The organism is Massilia sp. 9096, from assembly GCF_000745265.1.
Taxonomy (GTDB): Bacteria; Pseudomonadota; Gammaproteobacteria; order Burkholderiales; family Burkholderiaceae_D; genus Telluria.
On record NZ_JQNN01000001.1, the window covers coordinates 3,073,314 to 3,098,998 of the forward strand.

The 25,685-nt window shown below is 65.2% G+C and carries 26 protein-coding genes and 2 pseudogenes; 21 read left to right on the plus strand and 7 right to left on the minus strand.

Annotated features, from left to right (window positions below):
* The first annotated feature begins 86 nt into the window (after nucleotides 1-86).
* A complete protein-coding gene (locus tag FA90_RS13155; RefSeq protein WP_036169376.1) occupies nucleotides 87-2,333 on the plus strand; it encodes a bifunctional (p)ppGpp synthetase/guanosine-3',5'-bis(diphosphate) 3'-pyrophosphohydrolase in 2,247 nt (748 codons plus the stop codon).
* Between the two features lie 9 nt (nucleotides 2,334-2,342).
* Here the strand turns inward: FA90_RS13155 and FA90_RS25025 are convergent, their stop codons facing one another.
* The 4 genes from FA90_RS25025 to greB form a co-directional block, all read right to left on the minus strand.
* Entirely contained in the window at nucleotides 2,343-2,675 is a 333-nt protein-coding gene (locus tag FA90_RS25025) for a response regulator (RefSeq protein WP_197065298.1), read from the minus strand.
* Complete coding sequence (locus FA90_RS25030; protein WP_051971769.1) at nucleotides 2,662-3,939, minus strand: sensor histidine kinase KdpD; 1,278 nt, start codon at nucleotides 3,937-3,939, stop codon at nucleotides 2,662-2,664. The genes FA90_RS25025 and FA90_RS25030 overlap by 14 nt, the downstream gene beginning before the upstream one ends.
* Nucleotides 3,940-4,053: 114 nt before the next feature.
* Nucleotides 4,054-4,689 carry a biliverdin-producing heme oxygenase gene (locus FA90_RS13165; RefSeq protein ID WP_036175602.1) on the minus strand — a complete coding sequence of 212 codons (636 nt, stop codon included), beginning with the start codon at nucleotides 4,687-4,689 and terminating at the stop codon, nucleotides 4,054-4,056.
* A 79-nt stretch (nucleotides 4,690-4,768) separates the two neighbouring features.
* Nucleotides 4,769-5,335, minus strand: coding sequence for a transcription elongation factor GreB (gene greB / locus FA90_RS13170; protein ID WP_036169378.1), 567 nt, complete (start codon nucleotides 5,333-5,335; stop codon nucleotides 4,769-4,771).
* 101 nt (nucleotides 5,336-5,436) lie between these two features.
* Between greB and FA90_RS13175 the strand changes: the two genes are divergently transcribed.
* Genes FA90_RS13175 through FA90_RS27710 form a run of 4 tightly spaced genes read left to right on the plus strand, consistent with a single transcriptional unit; the run spans nucleotide 5,437 to nucleotide 8,340 of the window.
* On the plus strand, nucleotides 5,437-6,045 hold the full coding sequence (locus FA90_RS13175; protein WP_036169379.1) for a hypothetical protein: 609 nt from the start codon (nucleotides 5,437-5,439) through the stop codon (nucleotides 6,043-6,045).
* Between the two features lie 39 nt (nucleotides 6,046-6,084).
* Nucleotides 6,085-7,548 (plus strand): ATP-binding protein, encoded by a 1,464-nt coding sequence (locus tag FA90_RS13180; RefSeq protein ID WP_239700732.1) that lies wholly within the window; start codon nucleotides 6,085-6,087, stop codon nucleotides 7,546-7,548.
* Nucleotides 7,545-8,192 carry a response regulator transcription factor gene (locus FA90_RS13185; RefSeq protein ID WP_036169383.1) on the plus strand — a complete coding sequence of 216 codons (648 nt, stop codon included), beginning with the start codon at nucleotides 7,545-7,547 and terminating at the stop codon, nucleotides 8,190-8,192. The genes FA90_RS13180 and FA90_RS13185 overlap by 4 nt, the downstream gene beginning before the upstream one ends.
* 49 nt (nucleotides 8,193-8,241) lie before the next feature.
* Nucleotides 8,242-8,340 (plus strand): VOC family protein, encoded by a 99-nt coding sequence (locus FA90_RS27710; protein ID WP_373994608.1) that lies wholly within the window; start codon nucleotides 8,242-8,244, stop codon nucleotides 8,338-8,340.
* A 23-nt stretch (nucleotides 8,341-8,363) separates the two neighbouring features.
* On the opposite strand, the gene FA90_RS13190 is transcribed toward FA90_RS27710, so the two are convergent.
* Nucleotides 8,364-8,588, minus strand: a complete 225-nt coding sequence (locus tag FA90_RS13190) for a hypothetical protein (protein WP_036169385.1) — start codon at nucleotides 8,586-8,588, stop codon at nucleotides 8,364-8,366.
* A gap of 335 nt (nucleotides 8,589-8,923) precedes the next feature.
* Here FA90_RS13190 and FA90_RS13195 point away from each other — a divergent pair, with 335 nt between their 5' ends.
* From FA90_RS13195 to FA90_RS13240, 10 genes are all read left to right on the plus strand, one after another.
* Nucleotides 8,924-10,483: a GGDEF domain-containing protein gene (locus FA90_RS13195; protein ID WP_239700734.1), complete on the plus strand. Its 1,560-nt coding sequence runs from the start codon at nucleotides 8,924-8,926 to the stop codon at nucleotides 10,481-10,483.
* Nucleotides 10,484-10,771: 288 nt separating this feature from the next.
* A complete protein-coding gene (locus FA90_RS13200) occupies nucleotides 10,772-12,241 on the plus strand; it encodes a flagellin (RefSeq protein ID WP_036169388.1) in 1,470 nt (489 codons plus the stop codon).
* Between the two features lie 86 nt (nucleotides 12,242-12,327).
* Nucleotides 12,328-12,702, plus strand: a complete 375-nt coding sequence (locus FA90_RS13205; protein WP_239700736.1) for a flagellar protein FlaG — start codon at nucleotides 12,328-12,330, stop codon at nucleotides 12,700-12,702.
* A 117-nt stretch (nucleotides 12,703-12,819) separates the two neighbouring features.
* Nucleotides 12,820-15,495: a flagellar filament capping protein FliD gene (gene fliD / locus FA90_RS13210; RefSeq protein WP_036169391.1), complete on the plus strand. Its 2,676-nt coding sequence runs from the start codon at nucleotides 12,820-12,822 to the stop codon at nucleotides 15,493-15,495.
* A gap of 37 nt (nucleotides 15,496-15,532) precedes the next feature.
* The gene (gene fliS / locus FA90_RS13215) at nucleotides 15,533-15,994 is read left to right on the plus strand and encodes a flagellar export chaperone FliS (RefSeq protein ID WP_036169393.1); all 462 of its coding nucleotides are present in this window, start codon (nucleotides 15,533-15,535) and stop codon (nucleotides 15,992-15,994) included.
* Nucleotides 15,991-16,335, plus strand: a complete 345-nt coding sequence (locus FA90_RS13220) for a flagellar protein FliT (protein WP_239700737.1) — start codon at nucleotides 15,991-15,993, stop codon at nucleotides 16,333-16,335. The genes fliS and FA90_RS13220 overlap by 4 nt, the downstream gene beginning before the upstream one ends.
* Before the next feature lie 32 nt (nucleotides 16,336-16,367).
* Entirely contained in the window at nucleotides 16,368-17,528 is a 1,161-nt protein-coding gene (locus tag FA90_RS13225) for a flagellar hook-length control protein FliK (RefSeq protein ID WP_051971770.1), read from the plus strand.
* On the plus strand, nucleotides 17,525-17,902 hold the full coding sequence (locus FA90_RS13230; protein WP_036169395.1) for an EscU/YscU/HrcU family type III secretion system export apparatus switch protein: 378 nt from the start codon (nucleotides 17,525-17,527) through the stop codon (nucleotides 17,900-17,902). Before FA90_RS13225 ends, FA90_RS13230 begins: the two co-directional genes overlap by 4 nt.
* Nucleotides 17,886-18,644, plus strand: a complete 759-nt coding sequence (locus FA90_RS13235) for a flagellar brake protein (protein ID WP_036169397.1) — start codon at nucleotides 17,886-17,888, stop codon at nucleotides 18,642-18,644. The genes FA90_RS13230 and FA90_RS13235 overlap by 17 nt, the downstream gene beginning before the upstream one ends.
* Before the next feature lie 91 nt (nucleotides 18,645-18,735).
* Nucleotides 18,736-19,623 (plus strand): SDR family oxidoreductase, encoded by an 888-nt coding sequence (locus tag FA90_RS13240; RefSeq protein WP_036169400.1) that lies wholly within the window; start codon nucleotides 18,736-18,738, stop codon nucleotides 19,621-19,623.
* Between the two features lie 26 nt (nucleotides 19,624-19,649).
* On the opposite strand, the gene FA90_RS13245 is transcribed toward FA90_RS13240, so the two are convergent.
* Complete coding sequence (locus FA90_RS13245) at nucleotides 19,650-20,555, minus strand: LysR family transcriptional regulator (protein ID WP_036169402.1); 906 nt, start codon at nucleotides 20,553-20,555, stop codon at nucleotides 19,650-19,652.
* A 198-nt stretch (nucleotides 20,556-20,753) separates the two neighbouring features.
* Here FA90_RS13245 and FA90_RS27715 point away from each other — a divergent pair.
* Nucleotides 20,754-20,864, plus strand: a pseudogene (locus FA90_RS27715) (NADPH-dependent FMN reductase); the annotation flags it as partial.
* 1 nt (nucleotide 20,865) lies between these two features.
* On the plus strand, nucleotides 20,866-21,162 hold the full coding sequence (locus tag FA90_RS13255; RefSeq protein ID WP_036169409.1) for a DUF1330 domain-containing protein: 297 nt from the start codon (nucleotides 20,866-20,868) through the stop codon (nucleotides 21,160-21,162).
* 97 nt (nucleotides 21,163-21,259) lie between these two features.
* Here FA90_RS13255 and FA90_RS13260 read toward each other — a convergent pair whose 3' ends face one another.
* Complete coding sequence (locus FA90_RS13260) at nucleotides 21,260-22,036, minus strand: class I SAM-dependent methyltransferase (RefSeq protein WP_081933840.1); 777 nt, start codon at nucleotides 22,034-22,036, stop codon at nucleotides 21,260-21,262.
* 783 nt (nucleotides 22,037-22,819) lie between these two features.
* Here FA90_RS13260 and FA90_RS26970 point away from each other — a divergent pair.
* The 4 genes and pseudogenes from FA90_RS26970 to FA90_RS25715 all read left to right on the plus strand — a co-directional run bounded on the left by FA90_RS26970 (nucleotide 22,820) and on the right by FA90_RS25715 (nucleotide 25,643).
* Nucleotides 22,820-23,155, plus strand: a complete 336-nt coding sequence (locus FA90_RS26970; RefSeq protein ID WP_197065299.1) for a hypothetical protein — start codon at nucleotides 22,820-22,822, stop codon at nucleotides 23,153-23,155.
* Nucleotides 23,156-23,236: 81 nt separating this feature from the next.
* Nucleotides 23,237-24,397 (plus strand): annotated as a pseudogene (locus tag FA90_RS25710) (IS30 family transposase).
* Nucleotides 24,398-24,483: 86 nt separating this feature from the next.
* Nucleotides 24,484-24,939: a hypothetical protein gene (locus tag FA90_RS26475; RefSeq protein WP_156116702.1), complete on the plus strand. Its 456-nt coding sequence runs from the start codon at nucleotides 24,484-24,486 to the stop codon at nucleotides 24,937-24,939.
* Nucleotides 24,940-25,124: 185 nt separating this feature from the next.
* A complete protein-coding gene (locus FA90_RS25715; RefSeq protein WP_081933841.1) occupies nucleotides 25,125-25,643 on the plus strand; it encodes a GNAT family N-acetyltransferase in 519 nt (172 codons plus the stop codon).
* Nucleotides 25,644-25,685 lie beyond the last annotated feature (42 nt).

Sequence of the window (25,685 nt, forward strand, 5' to 3'; positions counted from 1 at the left end):
CGAATTTCCTTGCGCCTGAGTTAGTCAATCCGTGGTTTGCTTCGAATCTGTTATGCTGTCCTAAACAGCGGCTGATTTTTAAGCATATGACTTTGTCTTCACCGGACTCCGTCCACTCAGGCAGTACCCCCAAGGCGAACCGGCCCGGCCGGTCCGCTGGCAAGCCGCAGGAAGCCGAACCGGCGCCCGCACCGGGCGTCGCGTCCATTACGCACCTGGCCAACAAGCTGGCCGAATACCTCACACCCGCCGAGCTCAAGAAAGTCAAGGAAGCCTACCGCTTCTCGGACGAAATGCACCTCGGCCAAGTCCGCAAGTCGGGCGAACCCTATATTTCCCACCCGATCGCCGTCGCCGAGATCTGCGCCGACTGGAAGCTTGACGCCCAGGCCATCATGGCCGCGCTGCTGCACGACGTGATCGAGGACCAGGACGTCAAGAAGGAAGAACTGCTCGAGCGCTTCGGCCCGCAGGTCGCCAACCTGGTCGACGGCCTGTCCAAGCTGGAAAAGATTGAATTCCAGAGCGTGGTCGAAGCCCAGGCCGAAAACTTCCGCAAGATGCTGCTGGCGATGGCCAGCGACGTGCGCGTGATCCTGATCAAGCTGGCCGACCGCCTGCACAACATGCGCACGCTCGGCGTCATGGCGCCGGCCAAGAAACGCCGCATCGCCGGCGAGACCATGGAAGTCTACGTGCCGATCGCGCATCGCCTCGGCCTGAACGACATCTACCGCGAGCTGCAGGACCTCTCCTTCTCGCACCTGTACCCGCTGCGCTACCGCACGCTGTCCAAGGCGATCAAGGCGGCGCGCGGCAACCGGCGCGAAGTGGTCAAGAAGATCCTCGACGCGGTCAAGGCGACGCTGGGCACGGCCGGCATCGAGGCGGAGGTGTACGGCCGCGAAAAGACCCTGTTCGGCATCTATAAGAAGATGCGCAACAAGCGCCTGTCGTTCTCGCAGGTGCTGGACGTGTACGGTTTCCGCGTCGTGGTCGACACCGTGCCCAACTGTTACGTGGCGCTCGGCACCCTGCACGCGCTGTACAAGCCGATGCCGGGCAAGTTCAAGGACTACATCGCGATCCGCAAGATCAACGGTTACCAGTCGCTGCACACCACCCTGATCGGCCCCTACGGCACCCCGGTCGAATTCCAGATCCGCACCCAGGAAATGCACCGCACCGCGGAGTCCGGCGTGGCGGCGCACTGGCTGTACAAAACCGGCGACCAGAACATGTCCGACCTGCAGCAGCGCACCCACGCCTGGCTGCAGTCGCTGCTCGACATCCAGCAGCAGACCGGCGACTCGGCCGAATTCCTCGAGCACGTCAAGGTCGACCTGTTCCCGGATTCGGTGTACGTGTTCACGCCCAAGTCGAAGATCATCGCCCTGCCGCGCGGCGCGACCCCGCTCGACTTCGCCTACAGCATCCACACCGGCATCGGCGACCACACGGTCTCGGTCAAGATCAACCACGAGGAAGCGCAGCTGCGCACCGAGCTGCACAACGGCGACATCGTCGAGATCGAAACCGACCCGAACTCGCGCCCGAGCCCGACCTGGCTGTCGTTCGTCCGCACCGGCAAGGCGCGCTCGGCGATCCGCCACTACCTGCGCACGGTCAACCTGAACGAATCGGTCGAGCTGGGCCAGGAGCTGCTGGCGCAGGCGCTGTCGCAGCTGAGCATCCGCGCCGAGCTGACCCAGGCCACGATCGAGCGCCTGCTGGCCGAATCGTCGGCCAAGTCGATGGACGAGCTGTACGCCGACATCGGCATCGGCAAGCGCATGCCGGCGCTGGTGGCGCGCCACATCTTCGGCCTGCTCGACGGCGAGGTCGACGCCCTGCCGGCCCAGGACAACGGCAACGGCGAGCTCGACCCGGTCACGATCTACGGCAGCGAAGGCGTATCGGTGCAGCTGGCGCCATGCTGCCTGCCGATCCCGGGCGACAACATCATCGGCCAGCTGCGCCGCGACCAGGGCCTGATGGTCCACACGGCCGACTGCACCCAGGCCCAGCGCCTGCGCGTGAAGGAACCGGACCGCTGGATCCCGGTCCAGTGGGGCAGCGAGCTGAACCGCCGCTTCGATTGCCGCATCCGCCTGTTGATCAACAACGAAAAGGGCATCCTGGCGCGCGTCGCCGCGGAAATCGGCGAGTCCGACGCCAACATCACCTACGTCGGCATGGACGAGGACGACGAAGCCATGATGACCCAGCTGCGCTTCACGATCCAGGTCAAGGACCGCGTGCACCTGGCCCACCTGATCCGCAACCTGCGCCGCGTCGCCGGCGTCAACCGGGTCGAGCGCGAGCGCACCTGATCCCTTCCCTCACTCGGCGTTTGCCAGCAAAGCCGCCAGGTCCTCGGACTTGAGCGGCTTTGCGAAGTGCTCGTCGAAGCCGGCCTGCAGCGCGCGCAGGCGGTCGACTTCCTGGCCATAGCCGGTCAGCGCCACCAGGCGCATCGCCCGTGTCGCCGCATCCCGGCGCAGGCGCCGCGCCACCTCGTAGCCGTCGATGCCGGGCAGACCGATGTCGACGATCGCCAGCTCCGGCCGTTCGCGCTGCGCCAGCGCGATGCCGTCGAGGCCATTGCCCGCCTCCTGCACCCGGTAGCCGTGCGCCGCCAGCATGTGGCGCGCATCCTCGTTATCCTCGATCAACAGCACCCTGGTGAGCACCTTGGCGAGCACTGCATGGGCGCCAGGCGTGCAGCCCGACCAGGCTGCGCACCAGCGACAGGCCGATGCCCAGGCCGCCCTGCGAACGGTCGAGCGACACCGCGCCCTGCACGAAGATGTCGAACAGCGTGGCCATCAGCTCCGGGGCGATGCCCACGCCGGAATCGCACACGCGCAGGCAAGCCTGGCCCTGCTGCACCTCCAGGACGATGTCGATCGAACCGCCGGCCGGCGTGTACTTGAGCGCGTTGGTGACCAGGTTGCCGACCACATGCTCGATACGCGTGCGGTCGGCCTCGACCCAGGCCGGCGCCAGGTCGCAATGCAGGCGATGCTGGATGCGCCCGGCCACGCTGGCCGCCTCGACCACCGATTCGACCACCGAGGCCAGTTCGACCGGCTGCATGTCGAGCTTGACCTTGCCGCGCGCCAGCCGGGCCAGGTCGAGCAGGTCGTCGATGCGGGTCGGGTGGCGGCCCTGGCGCACCAGGATGTCCTGGGCCTGGCGCCGGATCGCCGGCGCGGCCGTGTCCATGCGCAGCAGCTGGGCCGCGCCGAGGATGCCGCTGAGCGGATTACGCAGCTCGTGGCTGAGCATGGCGAGGAAGTCGTCGCGGATGCGTACCTGGTCCTCGGCCATCCTGCGCGCACCCTGCTCGCGCTCGAGCAGTGCGGCCCGTTCGCGCTCGGACGCGGCCAGCGCCTGGCCGGCCTCGATCATCGAGCGCTGCAGCGCGTCGAACTCGGCGATGCAGGCGCCGGCACGCGCCGCGTGCGGCACCTCGCCCCGGCTCAGCGTCGTGGCGGCGCGCGCCGCACCCTGGATCGCTTCGACCAGGCGCCGTCCGAAAAAGGCCACCGCGAAGGCCGCGCACAGCAGCGCCACCGCCATGCCGGCCGCCGCCAGCGCGACCGCGTGGCGCGCCGCGCCTTCGATCTCCGCAGCCGGCACGCTCACCGCGATCAGCCAGCCCGACATCGGCGAACGGATGAAGGCGTGGCAGGCGTCGATGCCGGCGCGGTTGGGAAAGCGGACCAGGCCGCGCTGCGCCTGGGCGGCGGCCTGCATCAGCTTGGGATTGGCGAACTGTCCCAGGCGCGCCGTGGCGCTGACGGTTTCGTCCAAGGCCTGCAGCGCCGCTTCGCGCTCGGAACGCAGCAAGGTGTGCAATGCGACGGCGGCGAACAGCGCGATCGGCAGGATGATCGCGCCGATCATGATCGCCAGGTAGGCGCGGATTTTCATTCAAACAAATCGGTCTCGCGGCCGCGCACACGGGGACGCAGCCAGGTCGTGAGTTCATTGTTCATTACGCACGAATGCGAACCTGCCGGGTCGGCTCGTGCGTACAGAAAACTGTTACGCGCGCAGGTGCGCGCGCGTGGCCAGGATGCGGTCGAACGCGTCGCAGGCGCCCCGGCAGGCATCGGCGATGTCCTCCCGCGTGCGCACGTGCGCGCGCAAGGCCTGCATGAACAGGCGCCAGCGCGGGCCGGGTCCGATGCCGTCGCCTTTCAGGTAGCGCAGCGGATGCGGCGCCAGGCGTTCGTGCAGGCGCCCGTAGAGCACCGCGCCGCCCAGCTGCGAGCCCTCGACGACGTAGCACACGCCCCAGCGGTAAGCCGCGCCGGCCTGCGCCGGCCAGGGCGCGTCCGAGGCCGCCGGCAAGCTTTCCGGGTCGATGCCGGCGTCGCGCAGGTCGGCGTCGATCAGCGCCAGGCGCGCGCGCAGCCAGGCATCCATGTCGAGCCGGACATCGGGCGCGTGCGCGGCCTGCGGGCCGTCGCCGAAACCGGCCAGCCAGCCGGCCAGCGGCGCCAGCCAGGCGCGCAGCATGCCCAGGTGCGCAACGTAGTCGGCGATGGAAGCATCGGGCGCGCCTACGGCCAAGCCGCTGTCGAGCAGGGTATGGCGGCTGTCGGTGGCGGCGCGCAGCGCAGCCAGCGCGTCCGGCTCGGTAACCGGCTGAGCAGCCGGCTCAATGGGAAGGTTCATGCGGTTCGGATCGGTGAAACCGTTCATCTTACCAGTGGGCAGGCTGGCGTGCGTGACTGCGCTGGAAACCAGCCCGGTCTCAGCCCTCGCGCGGCGCCGGATACTCGACGCTCAGGATCTCGAGCTCGTCCACCCCTTGCGGCGTGTGCAGGGTCACGACCTCGCCTTCGCGCGCCTTGGTGAGCGCGCGCGCGACCGGCGAGACCCAGCTGATGCGGCCCTTGAGCGGATCGAGTTCGTCGATGCCGACGATGGTGACGGCATGCTCCTCGCCCGCCTTGTTCAGGTAAGCGACGGTGGCGCCGAAGAATACCTGGTCGTTGCCGTGATGGACCGATGGGTCGACCACGAAGGCCGAATCCAGGCGCTTGGTCAGAAAGCGGATGCGGCGGTCGATCTCGCGCAGGCGCCGCTTGCCGTAGATGTAGTCGCCGTTTTCCGAACGGTCGCCGTTGGACGCGGCCCAGTGCACCACGCGCACGACTTCCGGCCGGTCGACGTCGATCAGCTGCAGCAACTCGTCCTTGATCGCCTTGTGGCCGGCCGGTGTGATGTAGTTCTTGGAACCGGCGGGAATGGCCTGGGCCAGCGCAAGGGCCTCGTCATCGTCCTCGTTGTCGGACTCTTTTACAAATGCCTTGTTCATCAGACCATTGTAAACGCACATGGGCGCACGTGGGCGCGCATGCGAGTACAAGGACGCGCTCGCGTGCTTACGCTTCGCATCGTTTCCCGTATCATGCGCCCATGACCCGAGTCGTCCGTAGCCGCCTGCTGACCCCGCTGGTGTACCTGGCTGCCCTGGTGCTGCTGCTCGAAGAGTGGTGCTGGGACGTCGGCATGCGCCTGGCGGTCGCATTGTCGCGCTGGCCATTGCTGCAGCTGCTCGAGCTGCACGTGCGCCGCCTGCCGCCCTGGGCCGCGCTGTGCGCCTTCGTCCTGCCCGGGCTGTTGCTGCTGCCGGTCAAGCTGCTGGCGCTGGTCGCGATCGCGCACGGGCATGCGGCGTCCGGCATCGCAGCCCTGGTCGCGGCCAAGATCGGCGGCGCCGCCGTGGTCGCGCGGCTGTACGCGCTGACGCTGCCGACGCTGCTGGACGTGCGCTGGTTCGCACGCGGCCATGGCGGCTTCATGGCGCTCAAGGCGCGCTGCATGGCGCGTTTTCGCGCGAGCCCGGCGGTGCGCCAGGCGCGCGCGCTGCTGGACGAGCTGCGCCGCAAGCTCAGGCAGGGCCGGCGCCGGTTGGCGCGCATGCTGCGGCGGCGCCACGGCGTGCCGTTCGGCAGCCGCCATGCCGGCCGTACCTCGCGCGCGTTGCGCCGCTTCATCGTACTGTGGCGCGCGCGGCGGCGCTGAGCAAGAATCAGGACAAGAACAGCAAGGACCAGGACCGACATGCAACCCGACCCGACTTCCACCGCCGTCACGCCGACGCTGGCCCCCGCCATGCAGGCCGCGCCGACCGAGATCTACCTGGTCGACGCCGATACCCTGCGCCTGGTCGACGTCAACCAGACCGCGCGCCAGAACCTCGGCTACGCGCTGGCCGAGCTGGCCGGCATGACCCCGCTCGACCTGGCGCCCTGGGTCGACGCCGCGGAACTGCAGCGGCTGCTCGGGGAACTCGGGCCGCAGGTCGGCGCCGAGGTCAATCTGCGCACCCATCACCGGCGCCGCGACGGCAGCACCTATCCGGTCAAGCTGTGCTTCCTGCGCATCGAGCGCGACGACCGCCCGCTGTTCCTGGCGGTCGGCGACGACCTCTCGCTCGAAGTCGCGGCCGAGCGCGCGCTCGAGCAATACCAGACGCGCTTCAACGCCGTGGTCAACCACACCCCCGGCCTGGTCTACCAGTTCGTCCGGCATGCCGACGGCAGCGTCGCCTACCCTTACCTGAGCGAGGGCTGCCACGCCCTGCTCGGCCTGGGCGCGGCCGAACTGCAGGCGGCGCCGGAGCGCTTCCTGGCGCTGATCCTGCCGGAAGACCGGGCGGCCTACCTGGAGACGATGCAGTCTTCGCAGGCGGACAACGCGATGTGGAACTGGGAAGGCCGGATCTGGGTCGAGGCGTTCCGGGACGTCAAATGGATCAACCTGCGCGCCACGCCGCTTGCCCTGCAGGGAAGCGCTCAAGGCGGCACGCAGTGGGACGGCATCATGACCAACATCACGGCCAGCAAGCGCGCGCAGACGGAACTGGAGCATTCGCGCGCACGCCTGGCCGAGCTGACCGACCACATCGAGCAGGTCAAGGAACAAGAGCGCGCCCGCATCGCGCGCGAGATCCACGACGACCTCGGCGGCAACCTGACGGCCATCAAGATGGCGCTGGCGATGCTGTCGGCGCGCCTGCCGGACGACGCCGCGCTGACCGAAAAAGCCGAGTACCTCGACGACCTGGTCGACCGCACCATCGAGGCCGTGCACCGCATCTCGCTCGACCTGCGGCCGTCGACGCTCGACCTGGGGATCGTCGCCGCGCTCGAATGGCAGGCGCGCGAGTTCGAAAAGCGGATGGGCATCGCCTGCTGGTTCCACAGCGTCGATGCGGATCTCGACCTCGACCCGGACCATGCCAGCGCGCTGTTTCGAATCTTCCAGGAAGCGCTGACCAACATCGCCAAGCATGCCGGCGCCACCCGCGTGACGGTCACGCTGCGGCGCCAGCGCCAGCACCTGACGCTCACCATCTGCGATAATGGGCGCGGCATCCTGCCTTCGGACCGGCTCAAGCCGCAATCGTTCGGACTGCTCGGCATGAGCGAACGCGCACGCGCGCTGGGCGGCACGTTGACCTTGTCGGCGGCGCCCGGTGGTGGCACGATGGTTGTTGTCGAGATTCTATCCCCCAAAGCATGAGCGAGAAGACCAGCATCCGCGTTTTTATTGCCGACGACCACGCCATCGTGCGCGAAGGCCTGAAACAGATCCTCGCCGAGCAGCGCGACATCGTCGTCGCCGGCGAAGCCGAGACCGGCCTGGATGCCGTCAAGCTGTTCCGCAAATCACGCTGCAACGTGCTGTTGCTCGACATTTCCCTGCCCGACCGCAACGGCATCGAAGTGCTCAAGCAGATCAAGGACGAAAAACCCGACCTGGCGGTGCTGATGCTGTCGATGCACCGCGAAGACCAGTACGCGATCCGCGCGCTGAAAGCCGGCGCGGCCGGCTACCTGACCAAGCAGAGCGCGCCCAGGGAACTGGTCAACGCGATCCGCCAGGTGGCCGCCGGCCAGCGCTACGTCAGCGCCCAGCTGGCCCAGGTGCTGGCGGCCCAGGTCGGCGACGGCTTCGAGAAGCCGCCGCACGAATCGCTGTCCGACCGCGAATACCAGACGCTGACGATGATTGCATCAGGCAAGACGGTCGGCGAGATCGCCAAGGAGCTCTCGCTGTCGGTCAAGACCGTCAGCGAATACCGTTCGCGCCTGCTGTCCAAGATGAAGCTGAAAACCAGCGCCGAGCTGACCCATTATGCGATCCGCAATCAGCTGATTGATTAGGTAGGCGAGCCAATCCCGGCTGCAGGCGCTGCGCGCCGAAGGCTGCGAGGTGCTCGAGGCGACCCAGGACTCGGCGTACGGCAAGTTCGGCTGGGTCATCGACCCCGAGGGCAACAAGGTCGAACTGTGGCAGCCGCCGGGCCAGTGAACCTGCCGGCTGGGCGGATCTGATTAGAGGGCGTTGCTCTGGCCCGGCATCGCGTCGCTGCCGCTGTCCGGCCCGCCCGGGCCGCGCGTGGTGGCGTTGCCGCCGGCGCCGGGCCGGTCGTCGCTGCCGGTTTTCGATTCGGGCGGCGGCTTGGCCGCTTCGTTCTTGCCGAGGTCGGTGCCTTCCGGCGCGGGGGTGGGCATGGCGTCCAGGTCGACGTCGCCCGGATTGACTGGCTGCTTGGCCATGGTGCGCTCCTTCCGATGCGTGGGGGATGGCTGCCATCGTAGCGCGTTTTACCACGGCGCGAATCGGCATACGGGCTGAAACCGTGTAGGACTCCTCATCGCACGCCTTCCGGCGCCAAATCGCTGGCGATCGAAATGCGATGGCAAGCTGCTGAAAGAGGCCGACGGCGCCTTGCCCTTTATATCGGCGTCAATACAAAACCCTGGACTGGGCGGTATTGCCGCTTGTTTTCGAGCGATCAAAATTTGCCGAATTCGATACCATGTCCGTAATAAAATCCAAAATTGTATCGTCCAACATGTCCAACCCTACCCCGCCGCCCGCAGGCGCATCCATGAATCCGGCGGAAATCGCGCGCGAAGCGTTCCGCCGCCTGGCCACGCGCCGTATCGCGCCGACCCCCGACGCCTACCGCGACATCTATAACGAGATCGCCGGCTTGCCCGCGCCTGCCCCCGTGCCGGCGCCGGCGCCGACGGCTGCCAATCCCGCCGATGCCGGCGCCGAAACCGTGCTGTCCGGTTTCGCCAGCCGCCTGAGCGAGACGCCAGGCGAATTGGCCGAATTCGGCGTCCGCTTCAACCGCGCGGTCAAGCAGCGCGATTGGGACGGCTACGCGCGCACGCTGTCGCAGCTGGCCGAAAAGCACTTGCGCCGCCACACGCACCCCGTAATGGCGCTGGGCACCGAAGACCCCGAAGCGAAGATGCTGCGCGACCTGCTCAGCCGCACGCTGACCTTCGCGGTCGCCTCGCTGCTGTCGGGCACGCCGCTGGCGAGCGAAGCCGAATCGCTCGGCTCGGCGGTAAAGGCGGCCCACAACGAGGATGCGCTGCAGGAAATCGCCACGCGCCTGAAGGAGCTGTGCTACCAGATCGAGATCAAGCGCGGCGATGGCGCGGAACAGCAGGAGCTGCTGCTGCGCCTGTTCAAGCTGCTGCTGGAAAACGTCAGCGAGCTGCTCGACGACGATAGCTGGATGCGCGGCCAGATCGCCGCGGTGCAGGACCTGATCGCCGGACCGCTCGATGCGCGCGCGCTGGAAGACGCCACGCGCAGCCTGAAGGACGTGATCTTCAAGCAGGGCCAGCTCAAGCACGGCATCGCCGACGTGCGCCTGACGGTCAAGAACATGATGATGACCTTCATCGACCGGCTCGGCTCGGTGGCGGCGTCGACCGGCAATTTCCAGGAAAAGATCGGCGGCTTTTCCGAGCGCATCCGCCATGCCGGCAACGTCGAGGAACTCAACGTCGTGCTCGACGAGGTGCTGCGCGAAACGAAAATCGTGCAGGCCGACGCGCTGGCCTCGCGCGACCGCATGCTGGCGGCGCATCAGGAAGTCCAGGAAGCCGAGGCGCGCATCCAGGAACTGGAAGCCAAGCTGCAGCACATGAGCGAACTGGTGCGCGAAGACCAGCTGACCGGCAGCCTGAACCGGCGCGGCCTGGATGACGTGTTCGAACGCGAGAGCGCGCGCGCGGACCGGCGCGGCACGCCGCTGTGCGTCGCCCTGCTCGACCTCGACAACTTCAAGAAGCTCAACGACACCTATGGCCACCTGGCCGGCGACAACGCGCTGCGCCACCTGGTGAAAGTGGTCAAGGACACGCTGCGCTCGATGGACGTGATCGCGCGCTTTGGCGGCGAGGAGTTCCTGATCCTGCTGCCCGAGACCGGCGTCGAGGCCGCCAGCTCGGCAATGGTGCGCGTGCAGCGCGAGCTGACCCGCCACTTCTTCCTGCACGAAAACGAGAAGATGCTGATCACCTTTTCCTGCGGCGTCGCGCTGCGCCACCAGAACGAGGACCAGGCCGCGCTGATGGCGCGCGCCGACGCCGCCATGTACCGCGCCAAGCAGAGCGGCAAGAACCGCGTCGTCATCGCCGAATGAGCTGCTGATCGCATTGCCGACGGGTCCCGCTCAGGCCGGACCCGTTTTTTTTCACCCAAAGAAAATTATTTTCAGGCTCAAGTTCGACGATTTGCCGCCGCCAAGGCCAGCGTGCTCCGGCCTAAAGCGAAAAAATCCGAAAAATATTTGATTCCAGCCCTAAACTTTTTCCGTAGAGCACCGTTACCAGCAACAACAGCGGTTTGAATGCCACGGAACAGCGTGACAGACCAAAGTGAATGAGCGGCACGTTGCTGCACCCACGTAAGACCCAGTCTGGAGAGAACCATGACTTCCGTAATCAATACCAACATTGCATCCCTGAACGCCCAGCGTAACCTGTCGTCTTCGCAAACCTCGCTGCAGACCTCGATCCAGCGCCTGTCCTCGGGCCTGCGTATCAACAGCGCGAAAGACGACGCCGCCGGCCTGGCCATCTCGAGCCGCATGACCTCGCAGATCAACGGCATGGATCAGGCGACCCGCAATGCGAACGACGGCGTGTCGATGGCCCAGACGGCCGACGGCGCCCTCTCGAGCTCGAGCGACATCCTGCAGCGTATCCGCCAGCTGGCCGTCCAGTCGTCGAACGCCAGCAACACCGCCAGCGACCGCGCCGCCCTGCAGAACGAAGTCACGCAGAGCGCTTCGGAACTGAACCGCATCGCACAGACCACCCAGTTCAACGGCCAGAACCTGCTGGACGGCTCGATGGGCACCGCGAGCTTCCAGGTCGGCGCCAACGCCGGCCAACTGATCTCGATGACCGGCGCTAACTTCACCACCAGCGCCTACGGCAACAACGCCATGACCAACAACGCACCGGCCGCCGCTGCTGCGGATCCGGTCACCGCGGGTACCATGACGATCGCCGGCAGCGCGGGCAGCAAGGACGTCGCGGTCACCGCTGGAGAAAGCGCCAAGGACGTCGCCGCCGGCATCAACGCGGTTTCGGGCAATACCGGCGTCACCGCGACGGCCCAGACCAACTCGCAGCTCAAGGCAACCGCCGGCAGCTCGTACACGATGTCGCTGAACAGCGACAACAGCGGCTCAGCCGTGACGGTTTCGTTCACGGTGGGTAACTCTGGCGGCGCCACCCCGAACGCCAACGACTATTCTCAGGCCATCAGCGCGTTCAACGCCCAGAGCTCGAAGACCGGCGTGACCGCGTCCTACGACCAGACCAACGGCGGCATCAAGCTGACCAACGCGTCCGGCAACGACATCAAGCTGAAGGCAGCCACCGGCAGCACCGCCGATGCGACGCTCGGCACCTATACGGCGAACTCGACCACGGGCGGCCTCAGCGCCCCGGCCAGCGCCGCCGCCGTCGATGCCACCGGCGTGGTCTCGAAAGGCGCGATCGAGATGGATTCGAACAACTCGTTCTCGGTCACCGACGGCAGCGGCTACGGCCTGGGCGGCAGCTCGAGCCTGAAGTCGGTCGGCAACCTCGACATCAGCACCTTCGATGGCGCGCAGCAAGCCATCAAGATCGCCGACGCCGCCCTGGCAGCCGTCAACAACCAGCGTTCGCAGTACGGCGCGATCCAGAACCGTTTCGACAGCACCATCTCGAACCTGGGCACCTCGCAGACCAACCTGTCGGCATCGCGCAGCCGCATCACCGACACCGACTTCGCTTCGGAAACCGCGAACATGACCCGTTCGCAGATCCTGCAGCAGGCAGGTACCTCGATGCTGGCCCAGGCGAACTCGCTGCCGAACGGCGTGATGTCGCTCCTGCGCGGTTAATCGGAGAACCTGTAGCAATACCACAATCGACGTAATGCGATGCCTCGGCTGGAGCAATCCAGCCGGGGATTTTTTGCTAGGGATTCATGATGAACATCTCACCGCTTGCCTCGGGCGCCACCCAGGCGCCCGCCACGCCCGCGCCGGCCGCCGCGGGTCCAACCGACCGCGCGTCCGGCGCCGCCGTGCAGCCGGCCGCCGCGACGGACAAGAAGGCCAGTCCGTCACGTGAAGAGGTCGATGCCGCCGTCAAGAAGCTGAACGATTCGATACCGGGCTCGTCGCAGACGCTGCAATTCTCGGTCGACCATGACACCAAGGAAATCGTGGTCAAGCTGATCGACCAGGACACCAAGGAAGTCGTGCGCCAGATGCCGTCGGAAGAAGCACTGCGGATCGCCAAGTCGATCGACGAATCCATGGAAAAACTGCAGGGCCGCCTGATCGACCACACCGCGTAAGGTCCGGCTTGAGAGCTGGAAACGAATGTCATCGAATTGGCATATGTTTCCGGCTCTCAAGTACGGATTAATCCTGTCGATAATCACTTAGAGTAGTGACTTCACAGGAGAATCGCGATGGGCATTAGCACTCCGGGCATTGGGTCCGGTCTCGACGTCGGCGGGTTGGTCAGCAAGCTGATGGCGGCCGAGTCGATTCCGCTGCAAACCTACGACAGCAAGACCAATTCGCTGCAAAACCAGATCGCCGCCTACGGCCAGCTGAGCGGCGCGATCGGCACCTTCCAGGGCGCGCTGTCCTCGCTCAGCCAGGCCTCGACCTTCCAGGCCCTGACTTCCACCCCGGGCGACAAGAGCATCCTGACCGCCGCCACGACCAGCACGGCGGTGCCGGGCAACTACAAGATCAGCGTCAACCAGTTGGCCCAGGCGCAAAGCCTGAACACGCCGGGCCAGGCCAGCGTGAGCGCCCTCATCGGCAGCGGCGCCGGCGCCACGCTGACTTTCGAATTCGGCAGTGTCAGCGGCGGCAACTTCGGCATCAACGGCGGCACGCTCGCGGCCCGCGCCGCCACGAGCGGCATTCCCAAGGGTTCGCTGAGCATCAACGGCGCCACCATCGCGACCGACAGCACCACCCGCAGCGCCCAGGACCTGGCCGACGCCATCAACGCCCAGAGCGACACCACCGGCGTGACCGCCACGCCGGGCCCGGCCACGACCGCCGCCGACCTGTTCGGCAGCGCCGGCGCGACCACCTTCGGCAACGTCCAGACCGACGCCAGCAGCAGCTATGCGCTGAGCGTGGCCGGCGTCAAGATCGCCACCCAGGGCGCCGGCGTCGCTGCCGGCAGCGGCGTGACCGCGGCCTCGATCGACGACACGCTCGGCGCCGACAACACCACCACCCAGGCGCTGGCCGCGGCCGGCATCACGTTCAGCGGCAAGGCCAGCGACGGTACCCTGAAATTCACCTCGGCCGACGGCTCCGACCTCGACGTCACCGAAACCGTGACCGGCGGCGTGACCGGCGGCGTGCACAACAACGGCACGGCCAACACCGGCTCGACCGCCGTCGCCAGCGGCGGCGTCAACCTGACCTCGAGCGACGGCAGCCCGATCACGATCGCCGGCAGCAACCCGGCGCTGGCCGGCTTCACGGCCGGCACCGGCGGCAGCTACAGCGGCGCCGGCTTCGCGCTGGACGGCGCCCAGACCATCAGCACGGTCAACATCGACCCCGGCAACCAGACCCTGTCCGGCATCCGCGACGCGATCAACAAGGCCAACATCGGCGTGACCGCCAGCATCGTCTCGGACGGCAGCGACAAGCCCTACCACCTGGTGCTGGCCTCGACCAAGACCGGCGCCAACGCCAACATGAAGATCATGGTCGGCGGCGCCGGCGGCGCCGATGCCGATCCGGCGCTGAGCAGCCTGCTGAGCTACGACCCGTCCGGGGTCCAGGCCCTGCAGCAGACCAGTGCGGCCCAGGACACCCTGGTGAACGTCAACGGCATCGCCGTCAAGAGCCATACCAAGGACGTCGCCGACGCCATCAGCGGCGTGACCATCACCGCCGCGCAGACCGGCTCGACCAGCCTGACCGTGGCGCGCGACACAGCCTCGGTGACCACCGCCATCAACGGCTTCGTCAAGGCCTACAACACGCTCAACTCGACGATTTCCGGCCTGACCGCCTACAACCCGGACACCAAGCAAGCCGGCGCGCTGCAGGGCGACTTCACCGCGCGCAGCATCCAGACCCAGCTGCGCGCCGCGCTCGGCAACGCGGTGCAGGGCCTGGACGGCATGACCACGCTGAGCCAGATCGGCGTCAGCTTCCAGAAGGACGGCACGCTGGCGGTCGACTCGACCAAGCTGAACACGGCGATGACGAACAACTTCAGCGACATCGCCGGCCTGTTCGCCGCGGTCGGCCAGGCCAGCGACGGCCAGATCAGCGTGGCGAAGTCGTCGGCCAAGACCCAGGCCGGCAACTACGCGGTCAACATCACCCAGATGGCGACCCAGTCGACGCTGACCGGCGCCAATCCGCTCGCCGCGACCACCACGATCGGCGCCAACACCACCTGGTCGGTGACCCTGAACCAGACCGACCCGACCACCGCTAGCAAGGTGCAGAACATCGCCATCCCGGCCGGCAGCTACAGCCCGGCCGAGCTGGCCGCCGTGCTGCGCTCGGCGATCAACGGCGACTCCGACTTCGCCAGCTCGGGCGACACCGTGGCCGCCTCGATCGACGCGACCGGCCACCTGGCCCTGTCCTCGACCAAATGGGGCAGCGGCTCGAACCTGTCGGTCGACAGCGTGACCGGCACCGGTCCCGACGTCGTGTTCGGCGGGGCCAAGGCCGATGCCGGCAAGGACGTGGCCGGCACCATCGGCGGCGTGCAGGCGACCGGCAACGGCCAGACCCTGAGCGGCGCGGTCGCCTCGCCAACCGAGGGCCTGCAGCTGACGATCAACGGCGGCGCCGCCGGCGACCGCGGCGACATCAATTTCTCGCAAGGCTACGCGGTCCTGCTGAACAACCTTTCCACCGGCTTCATCGGCACGGGCGGCCTGATCACCGGACGCACCGACGGCCTGAACACGTCGATCAAATCGATCGCGACCCAGAAGTCGGATTTCCAGGACCACCTGAACGACCTGCAGAAAATGTACACGACCCAATTCAATTCGCTCGACACCATGCTGTCGTCGATGCAATCGACCCAAAGCTACCTGACCCAGCAGCTGGCCTCGATCGCCGCCAACTCGGCGGCCTGATCCCGGCAGGCACCCTGATCAAATTGGAGAGAACCCCATGTTCGGAAACATGAAACGCGGCGTCAACGCCTACGCCAACGTCGGCCTCGAGACCGGCATCGCCTCCGCCTCGCCGCACAAGCTGATCGTGATGCTGTACGACGGCGTGCTGACCGCCCTGGCCAAGGCCAAGGGCAACATTGCCGCCGGCAACATCGCGGCCAAGGGCGCCGCGATCTCGCACGCCATCACCATCATCGACAACGGCCTGCGCGTCTCGCTCGACCTGAAGGCCGGCGGCGAGATCGCCGAGAACCTGGACGCGCTGTACGACTACATGAGCCGGCGCCTGTTCGAAGCCAACCTCAAGAACGACGTGACCATCCTCGACGAAGTGCACCGCCTGCTGTCGGACCTGCGCAGCGCCTGGGTCGAGATCGGCGACAAGGTCGGCCAGCCGCAGCCGCCGGCCGCCCAGGCCGCCGCCATGCCGCAAGCCGCCACCCTGGTGAGCGCATGATGGGCGCGCAGGCAATGAGCAGCCAGGACGTCATCTCGGTGTACGAAGCGATGGTCGGCATCACCGACCAGATGCTGGCGGCCGCGAATGCGAGCGACTGGGAGCGCCTGGTCCAGCTCGAGCACCAGTGCGCCGCCTGCGTGCGCCAGCTGAAGGCCTGCGACGCGCTGAACCGGCCCCTGGCCGCGCCCGAGCGCGCCAAGAAGGCGAATGCGATCCGCCGCATGCTGGACTCGGACCGCAAGATCCGCGACCTGACCCAGCCGTGGATGGCGCGCCTGAGCGCGATGATCAGCAACAAGACCGTCGAACGCCGCATCGCCCGCGCCTACGGCGTCTGAGCCGGCGGATTTCCCACCTCTCCGACTGAATAATGCTGCCGCGCGACACCCTGTCCCTGTCCCAGGTCGCGCGCACCGGCGCGGTGCTGCCGATCGGCGACCCGCGCCAGCAAGCCTTCCAGCGCGCCCTCTCGACCCAGCTCGGCCAGAGCATGCAGGCCGAGGTGCTGTCGCGCCTGAACGACGGCAGTTTCGTCGTGCGCGTGGCCGACCAGACGGCGCGCATGCCGCTGCCGCCCGGCGCCGAGCCCGGCCAGCAGGTGCCGCTGACGCTGGTCGCCTTGAACCCGCGCCCCACCTTCCAGGTCGATACCGGCAAGGGCCCGGCCTTTGCCGAAGCCGCGCCGGCGCCGCAGGACGGCGCCCACGCAGCGGGCGCGGGGCAAGCACCGCTGGCCTACCTCGAAGGCAAGGACGCCGCCGCCTTGAGCCGCACCAGCGCCCTGCTGGCGCAGACGCGTGCGCTGGCGCAGGTGCCGGCCGGCAGCGTCGACGGCGGCAACGCCTCGATCAGCCGCACCGGCCAGCTGCTGGGCGAGGTGATCGCCGCCGCGCAAAACGCCGGCGCGGCGGGCGCCGGCGCGATCGCGCGCGCACCGCTCCTGGGCGCGGCGACACAGGACGCCGGCCAGATCGCCGCCGCCTTGAAGGAAGGCATCGACAAGAGCGGCTTGTTCTACGAATCGCACGTGGCCGAATGGGCGCAAGGCGCACGCACGCTGGGCGAGCTGGCCGCCGAACCGCAGGCGCGCGGCATGCCCTCGCCGACCGAGCCGGCCGCCGCCCAGCTGATCAACCAGCAGCTGAGCGCCCAGGAACAGGGCCGCGTCGTGTGGCAGGGCCAGTTGACTCCGGGCCAGCAGCTGCAATGGGAGATCGAACGCCGCGAGCAGGACGGCGCCGATGGCCGCCAGAGCGGCGCCGCCGGCGCTGAAGGCGGCGCCTGGCACAGCCGCCTGCTGCTGCGCTTTCCCGGCCTGGGCGAAGTCAAGGCGCAGCTGGTGCTGTCCGGCCAGCAGCTGCACATCCGTCTCGACACGCCGCACGCCGACGCGCACGCGCGCCTGGACGCGCAGCGCGCGCGCCTGGCCAGTGCGCTGGACGCCGCCGGCACCCCGCTGGCGACGCTGGCGATCCACGGCGCGCTGCCCGCCCCCGACCTCGACGGCGGCGAACCCGAGGCCGGCCAATGAGCGGTCCCGACCGCAAGAACCCGGCGGCGCGGCGCCAGAACGCGGTCGCGCTTGCCTACACGGCGGGCGACCCGGCGCCAACGGTCGTGGCCAAGGGCCAGGGCCTGGTCGCCGACCAGATTATTGCCCGGGCGAAAGAGGCGGGGGTGTTCGTGCACGAGTCGAAAGAGCTGGTGGCGCTGCTCATGGAAGTCGACCTCGACCGCCAGATACCCCCCACACTGTATCGCGCCATTGCTGAACTGTTGGCGTGGTTATATTATATTGAGTCAGCGCAAGCTACCGGCCAGGCTCCACCGCCTGCCCCGGATACGGCGCGGCACCTCCCACCCCCATCCCCGTCCCCGGTTGGAACCGATGCAAGCAATCACTGAAGCGGAAATCGAAAAATGGCACGACTATGAAGTCGCGTCGCGCAGGGAAATCGTGGCCTTGCTGCGCCAGATCGCAGAAAAGAACCAGCTGGTGCGTCTGTTGATCAAAGGAGAAAGCGACGTCTGCGTGACCTCGTTGCTGCATGTCGACGCCGACGACGGTCTCGTCGTGTTCGACCGCTCGATCAACCGCGAACAGAACGAACGCATCGTCGCCGCGCCAAAAGTGATGTGCGAAACCTCGCTCGACAAGATCCGCATTCTGTTCCAGCTCGACGGCCTGGGCGCAATCCAGTGGGAAGGCAGCGGCGCGCTGCGTGCAGCCATCCCTTCAACCCTCATTCGGCTGCAACGCCGGGAGTATTATCGTATGGAAACCCCTGTGAGCAACCCCGTCCGCGTGACGATTCCCCTGCCTGTCGAACTCGGCGGCGGCACCGCGGTATTTCCGCTGGCCGACATCAGCTGCGGCGGCATCGCGATCCTCGACAACAAGCAGCAACTCAGCACGGCGGTCGGCGCCAGCTATCCGAATTGCCGCCTGGAACTGCCGGAGATCGGCCCGATCACGACCACGCTGCAAATCCGCAACTCGCAGGATCTGCAATTGCTCAACAACAAGACCAACCGCCGCATCGGCTGCCAGTTCGTCGACATCTCGCGCGCCAACCTGGCCGGCGTGCAGCGCTACATTACCAAGCTCGAGCGAGAGCGCAACGCGCGCGTGGCCGGCCTGGTCTGAACCGGACCTGACACGCCGCCAAGCGTGTGCGGGCGCTGCCCGATCACCGATCCTGATATGTTGGCCGAGTCAACCACATCAGGAGCCGGCGATGTCTTCTTCCCTCAAACCCCTCGACCAGCAGGTCGTCGTGATCACCGGCGCGTCCAGCGGCATCGGCCTGGCGACCGCGCTCGACGCCGCCCGTGCGGGCGCGCGCGTGGTGCTGGCGGCGCGCAGCGACGACGTGCTGGAGGCGATCGTCGCCACCCTCGAAAAGCAGGGCCATGAAGCGATCAGCGTGAAAGCCGACGTGGCCGAGCGCGCCCAGGTCGACCGCATCGCCGCCGCCGCGATCGAGCGCTTCGGGCGCATCGACACCTGGGCCAACGTCGCCGGCAACACCATCTACGGCCGCGTCGACGAAGTGTCCGAAGCCGACAGCCGGCGCCTGTTCGACGTCAATTTCTGGGGCATGGTCAACGGTTCGCTGGCCGCGCTGCCGCACCTGCGCCGGCACGGCGGCGCCCTGATCAACGTCGGCAGCGAAGGCTCCGAACTGGCCATTCCGCTGCAGGGCATGTATTCGGCCAGCAAGCATGCCGTGAAGGGTTTCACCGATGCGCTGCGCATCGAAATCGAGCACGCCGACGGCGCCCCGGTGTCGATCACGCTGATCGAGCCGACCGCGGTCAACACCCCGCTGCCCGAGCACGCGCGCAACTACCTCGAGCGCCAGCCCAAGCTGCCCACGCCCCAGCTCGACCCGCACCAGGTCGCGGCGGCGATCCTGAAGGCGGCCGTCACGCCCACGCGCGACATGAAGGTCGGCGTCATGGCCAGCCTCGACGTGGCGATGGAAAAGCTGGCCCCGGCGCTGGCCGACCGCATCTCGGTGCTGCAGATGCCGCGCCAGCAGCGCGACGAGCCGGCGCACGATGCGATGGGCGCTTTGTTCCGGCCGGGCGGCAGCGGCTTGATCTACGGACGCGGGGCTTGAACAGGCCCGGCCTCGGTCGCCCGGGTTCAGTCGAAATACGGCTCCAGGATCCCCTCGATCCAGCCGATGAAGGCGCGCACGCGCTGCGACAGGCTGCGCCGGTGCGCTACCACTAGCCATGCTGCCAGCGGCTCGGGCCGCAGGCCGGGCAGGATTTCGACCAGCGCACCGCTTTCGATATGGTGCGCCAGCGCCGAATATCCGGCCTGGATCAGCCCGACGCCCGCCAGTCCGGCCGCATGATAGGTCTGCACACTGTTTAACTGGATGGCGCCCGGCAGCGCCAGCGTCGCATAGCCGTCGCCGTCCGGGTATTCCCAGCCGGCCGGCCTGGCCCCGAGCGTGCGCGTGTAGTGCACCATCCGGTGCCCCTGGCTGCGCAGGTCGTCCAAGCTCCGGGGCGTGCCGAACTGCGCCAGGTAGGCAGGACTGGCCGCATTGACCATGCGTAGCTTGCCGAGCGGCCGGGCGATCAGGCTCTCGTCGCCAATCGGTCCCAGGCGGATCACGCAGTCGAACCCTTCCTGGACCAGGTCGACGCGGCGGTCGGTGCTGGACAATTCCAGCTCCAGTTCCGGATGGGCCGCCATCAGTTGCGGCAGCGCCGGCACCACCACGCCTTGCGCCAGTTCGGTCGGCATGTCGACACGCAGTTTTCCGCGCAGCGGCGCGCCGTCCGGCGCAAACATCGATTGCAGTTCCTGGACTTCGGCCAGCAGGTCGCGAGCGCGCGTGTAAAAGGCGCGGCCGTCTTCGGTCAGCTGCACGCTGCGTGTCGTTCGATGCAGCAGCGTGACACCCAGGCCGCGCTCGAGCTCACGGATGACGGCCGAGACGCGTCCTTTCTGCATGCCGAGGCTCTCGGCGGCGCGCGTGAAGCTCGACATTTCGGCCACACGGGCAAAGATCAAAAGGGCATCCAGGTTTTGCATTGTTCACCGATCGGGTAACAGAACGTTCTTTCCGGCGTCATTTATAACTCATTTCCGGCTCAGTAGACTGGTTGCTCAAGTCGCCGACCAGGCGATGCAAACAAAGGAGCCATCATGTCGCAACATCTTTCGACGATCAAAACGGTCGTCCTCTACCACTCCGGCTACGGGCATACCGAGCGCAGGACGGTGGCCGTCGCCGACGGGTCGCCCGACGAGACGTCGACGGGCGACCTGGAGACCGCACGTCGCTACGGCGCACGGGTCGCGGCGATCGCCGCGCAGTTCCAATCCAGCCGGGGAGACTGAGATGCCAAAAGGGTATTTGATCGGACACGTCACCATCTCGGATGCCGACGCCTATGCCGCCTACGCAAAAGCCGCGGCCGAGGCGATGGCGCCATTCACGCCAACGCTGATCGCCGCCGGACGGTACGAGAACCTCGAGGGCGAGGCCCACGAGCGGCATGTCGTGTTCGAGTTCGCCTCATTCGACGAGGCCAAGCGCTTTTACGACAGCCCGGCGTACCAGGCCGCCAAAGCGCTGCGCGCGGGTGCGGCGACGGGAACGTTCGTGCTGCTCGAAGGGATGCCTGAGAACGCCTGACAACAGCTCTTGTTTGCTCTGGCAATAACAAGCTCATACACTCGGCCGATTTGCGCTGTCGGCCAGGCGCGGTCCTCTGATGAGGTTAATCGTGCGCTCAGGGCTTGCGAAACACGATCACATGCTGGATTGGCAGCGATTCGATGCTGCGTTCCCACTTCAAGCCATGCGCCGTGGCTTCACGCCGTACCTGCAGCTCGCTCATCTTATGCAAGGGCTTGATCGCGACTGCCGGATCCTCGGCCCGATATTCGACGAAGACGACGCGCCCACCCGGCTTCAGGGCATCGACGATGCTGTCGAGCACCTCCGCAGGATAGGCGAGCTCGTGATAGACATCGACCATGATTGCCAAGTCGACGCTGGCCGGCGGCAGCTTGACGCTGGTTTCGCTGCCCAGCACCGAGACCACGTTGCGCACGCCGCGCTTTGCCTTCCGGCTGTCGAGCATGCTGATCATTTCCGGCTGCACGTCAACGGCATACACGCGTCCGCCGGGCCCGACCTGTTTCGCCAGCTGCCAGGTGTAGTAGCCGGTGCCGGCGCCGATGTCGGCCACCGTCATGCCGGGCGCCAGCGCCAGTTCACGCAGGAGCAATTCCGGCCGCTCCTCGCGTGCGCGGCTTTCGCGTTCGAGCCATTGGGCGCCCTCCCACCCCATCACGCCGGCGATCTCACGGCCCATGTAGCGTTTGCCGATGCCATCCGGGGTGGGTACGACGCGTTCATAGCGCGTATTGGTAGCCGCTGCCTGTGCCGCGGCATCGATATGAGCAGAGGATGGCAGCGGCAGAGCCGACAGGCAGGCCAGCAGGATAGGTAGCGTACGGCGAGTTTGTGAGGTGCGGCAGTTGCGCGAGCGGGTGCGGTGCATGATTGTTTCCGTAAGAAGTCGCCGCCTAAAATGGCGCCGGCAGGCATGCCGTGAATCGAAATGATCAGTGTAGCGGCGTTGGGTGCGCGACGTTCGTTGGCTGCATCAGAATTTATGGGTCATGTCGGGTTGACTGCGCAGTGGCCACAGTTGGCGAGTTTTTCTGATTGGCAACCTACTATGCTGGATCGACCGGCCGGAATCGGCCAGGAGCAGACGTACCCGGGCGGAGTGGTTAACTCAACGGGTCTTCAACTAACTGACGCAAAGCATATGAAAATCGTTACTACAAGAGATAGCGTGGCGATGGGCGATGACGTCGATGCCCCGCATGAACAGCAATTCTCATTCCCAGATTCGACGTCCGTTGAACAGGCCATCGATCAGATAGTAAAGTCCGGATACCTAGCAAGCGTGCAAGGTGGAGAAACGTGGTCCGCGGTATCTCGCGTACCCGTAGCTGTCGTGGCACAAGCATGGGGGCAAAGTCGGCCTGTTAGCTGGCGACCACAGGAACTCGGTTCACTCAAATTCGAAGGCGGCTCTATCAGGCTGCATTTCAACTACCATGCCCAGCTAGACCCCGAGATTGTTCTCGAGGTATTGAAGCGGTTGAAATTGGATTTGTCGTAGAGTTGCCGACGTGCGCATTTCGAAAACACCGATCGGCCCTGCTGTCTCCGTCAACGTCTGCTCTGGGTCGGTAGCGGCCGTTGCAATAAGTCTGCAACCGGCCAGGAGCGGACGAATGCTGCTCGCCTCACATGTCACGTAAGGAACGCAATGCGTACAGAAACGCCGGTGTTTATCGCCACGCTGTCCATTCTATGGCTCCGCTCGGACGGGTCCGAGGTGATGATTGAAGCGAAGATTGGTGCGCCATATGTGGTTGACGATCAAACATGGGCATGCCCAGCGTGCCTAGAGGGTGTTGATGGGCGTTATCCAGACATCGTAGGTGAAGGATCGTTTCAGGCGTTGTCTATTGCTATGCGACTGATCGGGAACAGGCTCGGTCATATGCTTGAGGACAACGCGCATCTTGTTTATCCAGTCGACCGTAGCGCTTGGGGCTGGTCCTCGCATGCTGCTTTCTTTGGAGCAGCCAAATTTAGCTGAGCGAATAGTCCGCTTTGGGTCTTGGATTCAACTGGTCAATGCAACACACTAAACTCTGCATGAGCAGAAGGAGTGTTGCGGATGAAGCAGAGACCTAGGATCTACTATACAGAAACCCAGAAGGCGCTCATGTGGGAGCGTTGGAAGAAGGGCGAATCGCTGCATCAAATTGCCGCGCTGTTCGATCGAAATCACTCATCGATACAGCGAATTCTTGCATAGTCTGGCGGCATTCGCCCTGCGCAAAGGCAGCGGTCAAGGTTGGCCTTGTCGCTGGCAGAGCGGGAAGAGATATCGCGTTCGTTAGCTGCTGGTCATCCGATCCGGCGAATCGCCCAACTTCTCGGACGAGCACCTTCTACAATTAGCCGCGAGATCAGCCGGAATGGCGGCCAGACGAGCTATCGAGCAAACTGTGCCGACGATGCTGCCTGGAAGCGTGCCCAACGTCCCAAGACATGTAAGCTGGTGGACAATCCTGTGCTGGCAGAAATGGTGGCCACCAAACTTCAACTACAGTGGGCACCAGAGCAAATTGCTGGGTGGCTCAAGCATACGTTTCCAGGAGACGAGGACTTTCAGGTGTCGCATGAAACGATTTATCGTAGCCTCTTCATTCAGGCACGTGGTGCGCTGAAAAAAGAGCTGTTAGCGCATCTTCGGCGACCTCGGATCATGCGCCGGTCGCGTCATCACACACAAAAAACCGACAACCACGGCAGGATCAAAGATACCGTATCGATCAGCGAACGCCCTGCCATGGTCGAAGATCGAGCGGTACCTGGCCATTGGGAGGGCGACTTGTTGTTTGGGGACCGTAACAGCCAGATCGCCACTTTGGTTGAGCGTCAGACCCGTTATGTCATGTTGGTAAAAGTCGCCAGCAAAGATACCGAAACAGTCATCGACGCATTGATCGATAACGCGCGCGAATTGCCCCAGGAACTTTATCAATCACTCACTTGGGACAGGGGTAAAGAGCTGGCTGACCATAAGCGCTTTACGCTTGCTACCGACATCGATGTCTACTTCTGTGATCCGCACAGCCCGTGGCAACGCGGCAGTAATGAAAACACCAATGGACTATTGCGCCAGTACTTCCCCAAAGGCGTCGATGTCTCAGCATACTCGCAGGCTCAACTCAATGAAATTGCCCGCAAACTGAATGAGCGGCCAAGGAAGACTTTAGAATACCAAACACCCGCTGAACGATTCAGCCAACTTGTTGCGTCGACCAGTTGAATCCAAGGTCGGTAGCAGACATAGCTGTAGGTCTACAATCGGCCAGGAGCAGTCGTTCCCATGCTCGACATACAGCACTCAACGTTATGAATCTGAAAACTGTTTCCGCTGGATGGCTTCTGCTGGTACTCTCAGCACATTTTCCTTCCGCCTACGCTGTTTGCTTTTATCCGGGAACCGACAGATCCGGATACAAGATTCCACTCAAGACGGAGGTTCGTACTGCTGAAGCAATCGTCATCGGTCGTGTGCTGTCGGAGGATCGGTTACAGGAGGACGCGGACGATCCGGACGGCGTTACGGCGTCCAACGTGACCATCAAAATCCTAAAAAGGCTGAAAGGGACTCTGTCAGGCGTCATCGTCGTCAGGAATGAAAACACATCGTCCCGTTACCCCATGTCAGTTGGCGAAGAACACATCCTGTTCGTTTCCCGTACAAACCGTGGAACTTGGATCGATAGCTGCGGGAATTCAGAGGTCATGCCGGATGGAGAGCAAGTCGTCAAGGAAGTACGGACACAACTACGGTCATTGAAATAGGAATACGTCGCCAACAGCGGTGCCGCTACGTCCGCTTAGGGTCGGTTCCAGCTAGTCGTGACAGTCCGAGAGTTTGTCAGCGCGGCAACATGCTATGCTGACTCGACCGGCTGCAAACGGCCAAAAGCTGACATTGCTGAGACCGAGCTTCTTTATCGACTAATCCAATCTCACCAACATCACACATGAGCGTCAAAATTAGGTGCTATCGCGAAACGGACAAGCTAGCAGTCGACCAAGTCGTGCGGGATGCGTGGATCGAGTTAGCCTCCGTTATGTCTGGATGGGACGAGCTCGCTCCAAGACTCGGTGCCCTTACGGCAAACGCCAATGATGTCGAAATAATGGTTGCAGAACTCAATGACAAGATAGTCGGTACGGTTGGTTACGTAGCACCTAATAAGCCAAAGCCCGATTTTTTCGCACCTGAATGGCCCATGATACGGTTCATGTCTGTCCTCCCGGCAGGTCGTGGACATGGCGTTGGCCAGGTTTTGCTCGACGAATGCATTCAGCGCGCTCGACGCGATAACGCGCAATTGATCGCACTACATACTACACCGGTAATGGAGGCAGCTCAGCATCTGTACCGGCGCGCCGGCTTTGAGATGGTACGTCATCTACCAGATATGTTTGGCGTGCCATATGTGCTGATGACTAAGCCTCTTGACGAAAGCAATGCAACGACGCAACTGAAAAACTAACACGGCTATGTCCGCTTTGGGTCGGGACCGGCCTGTCGTGAC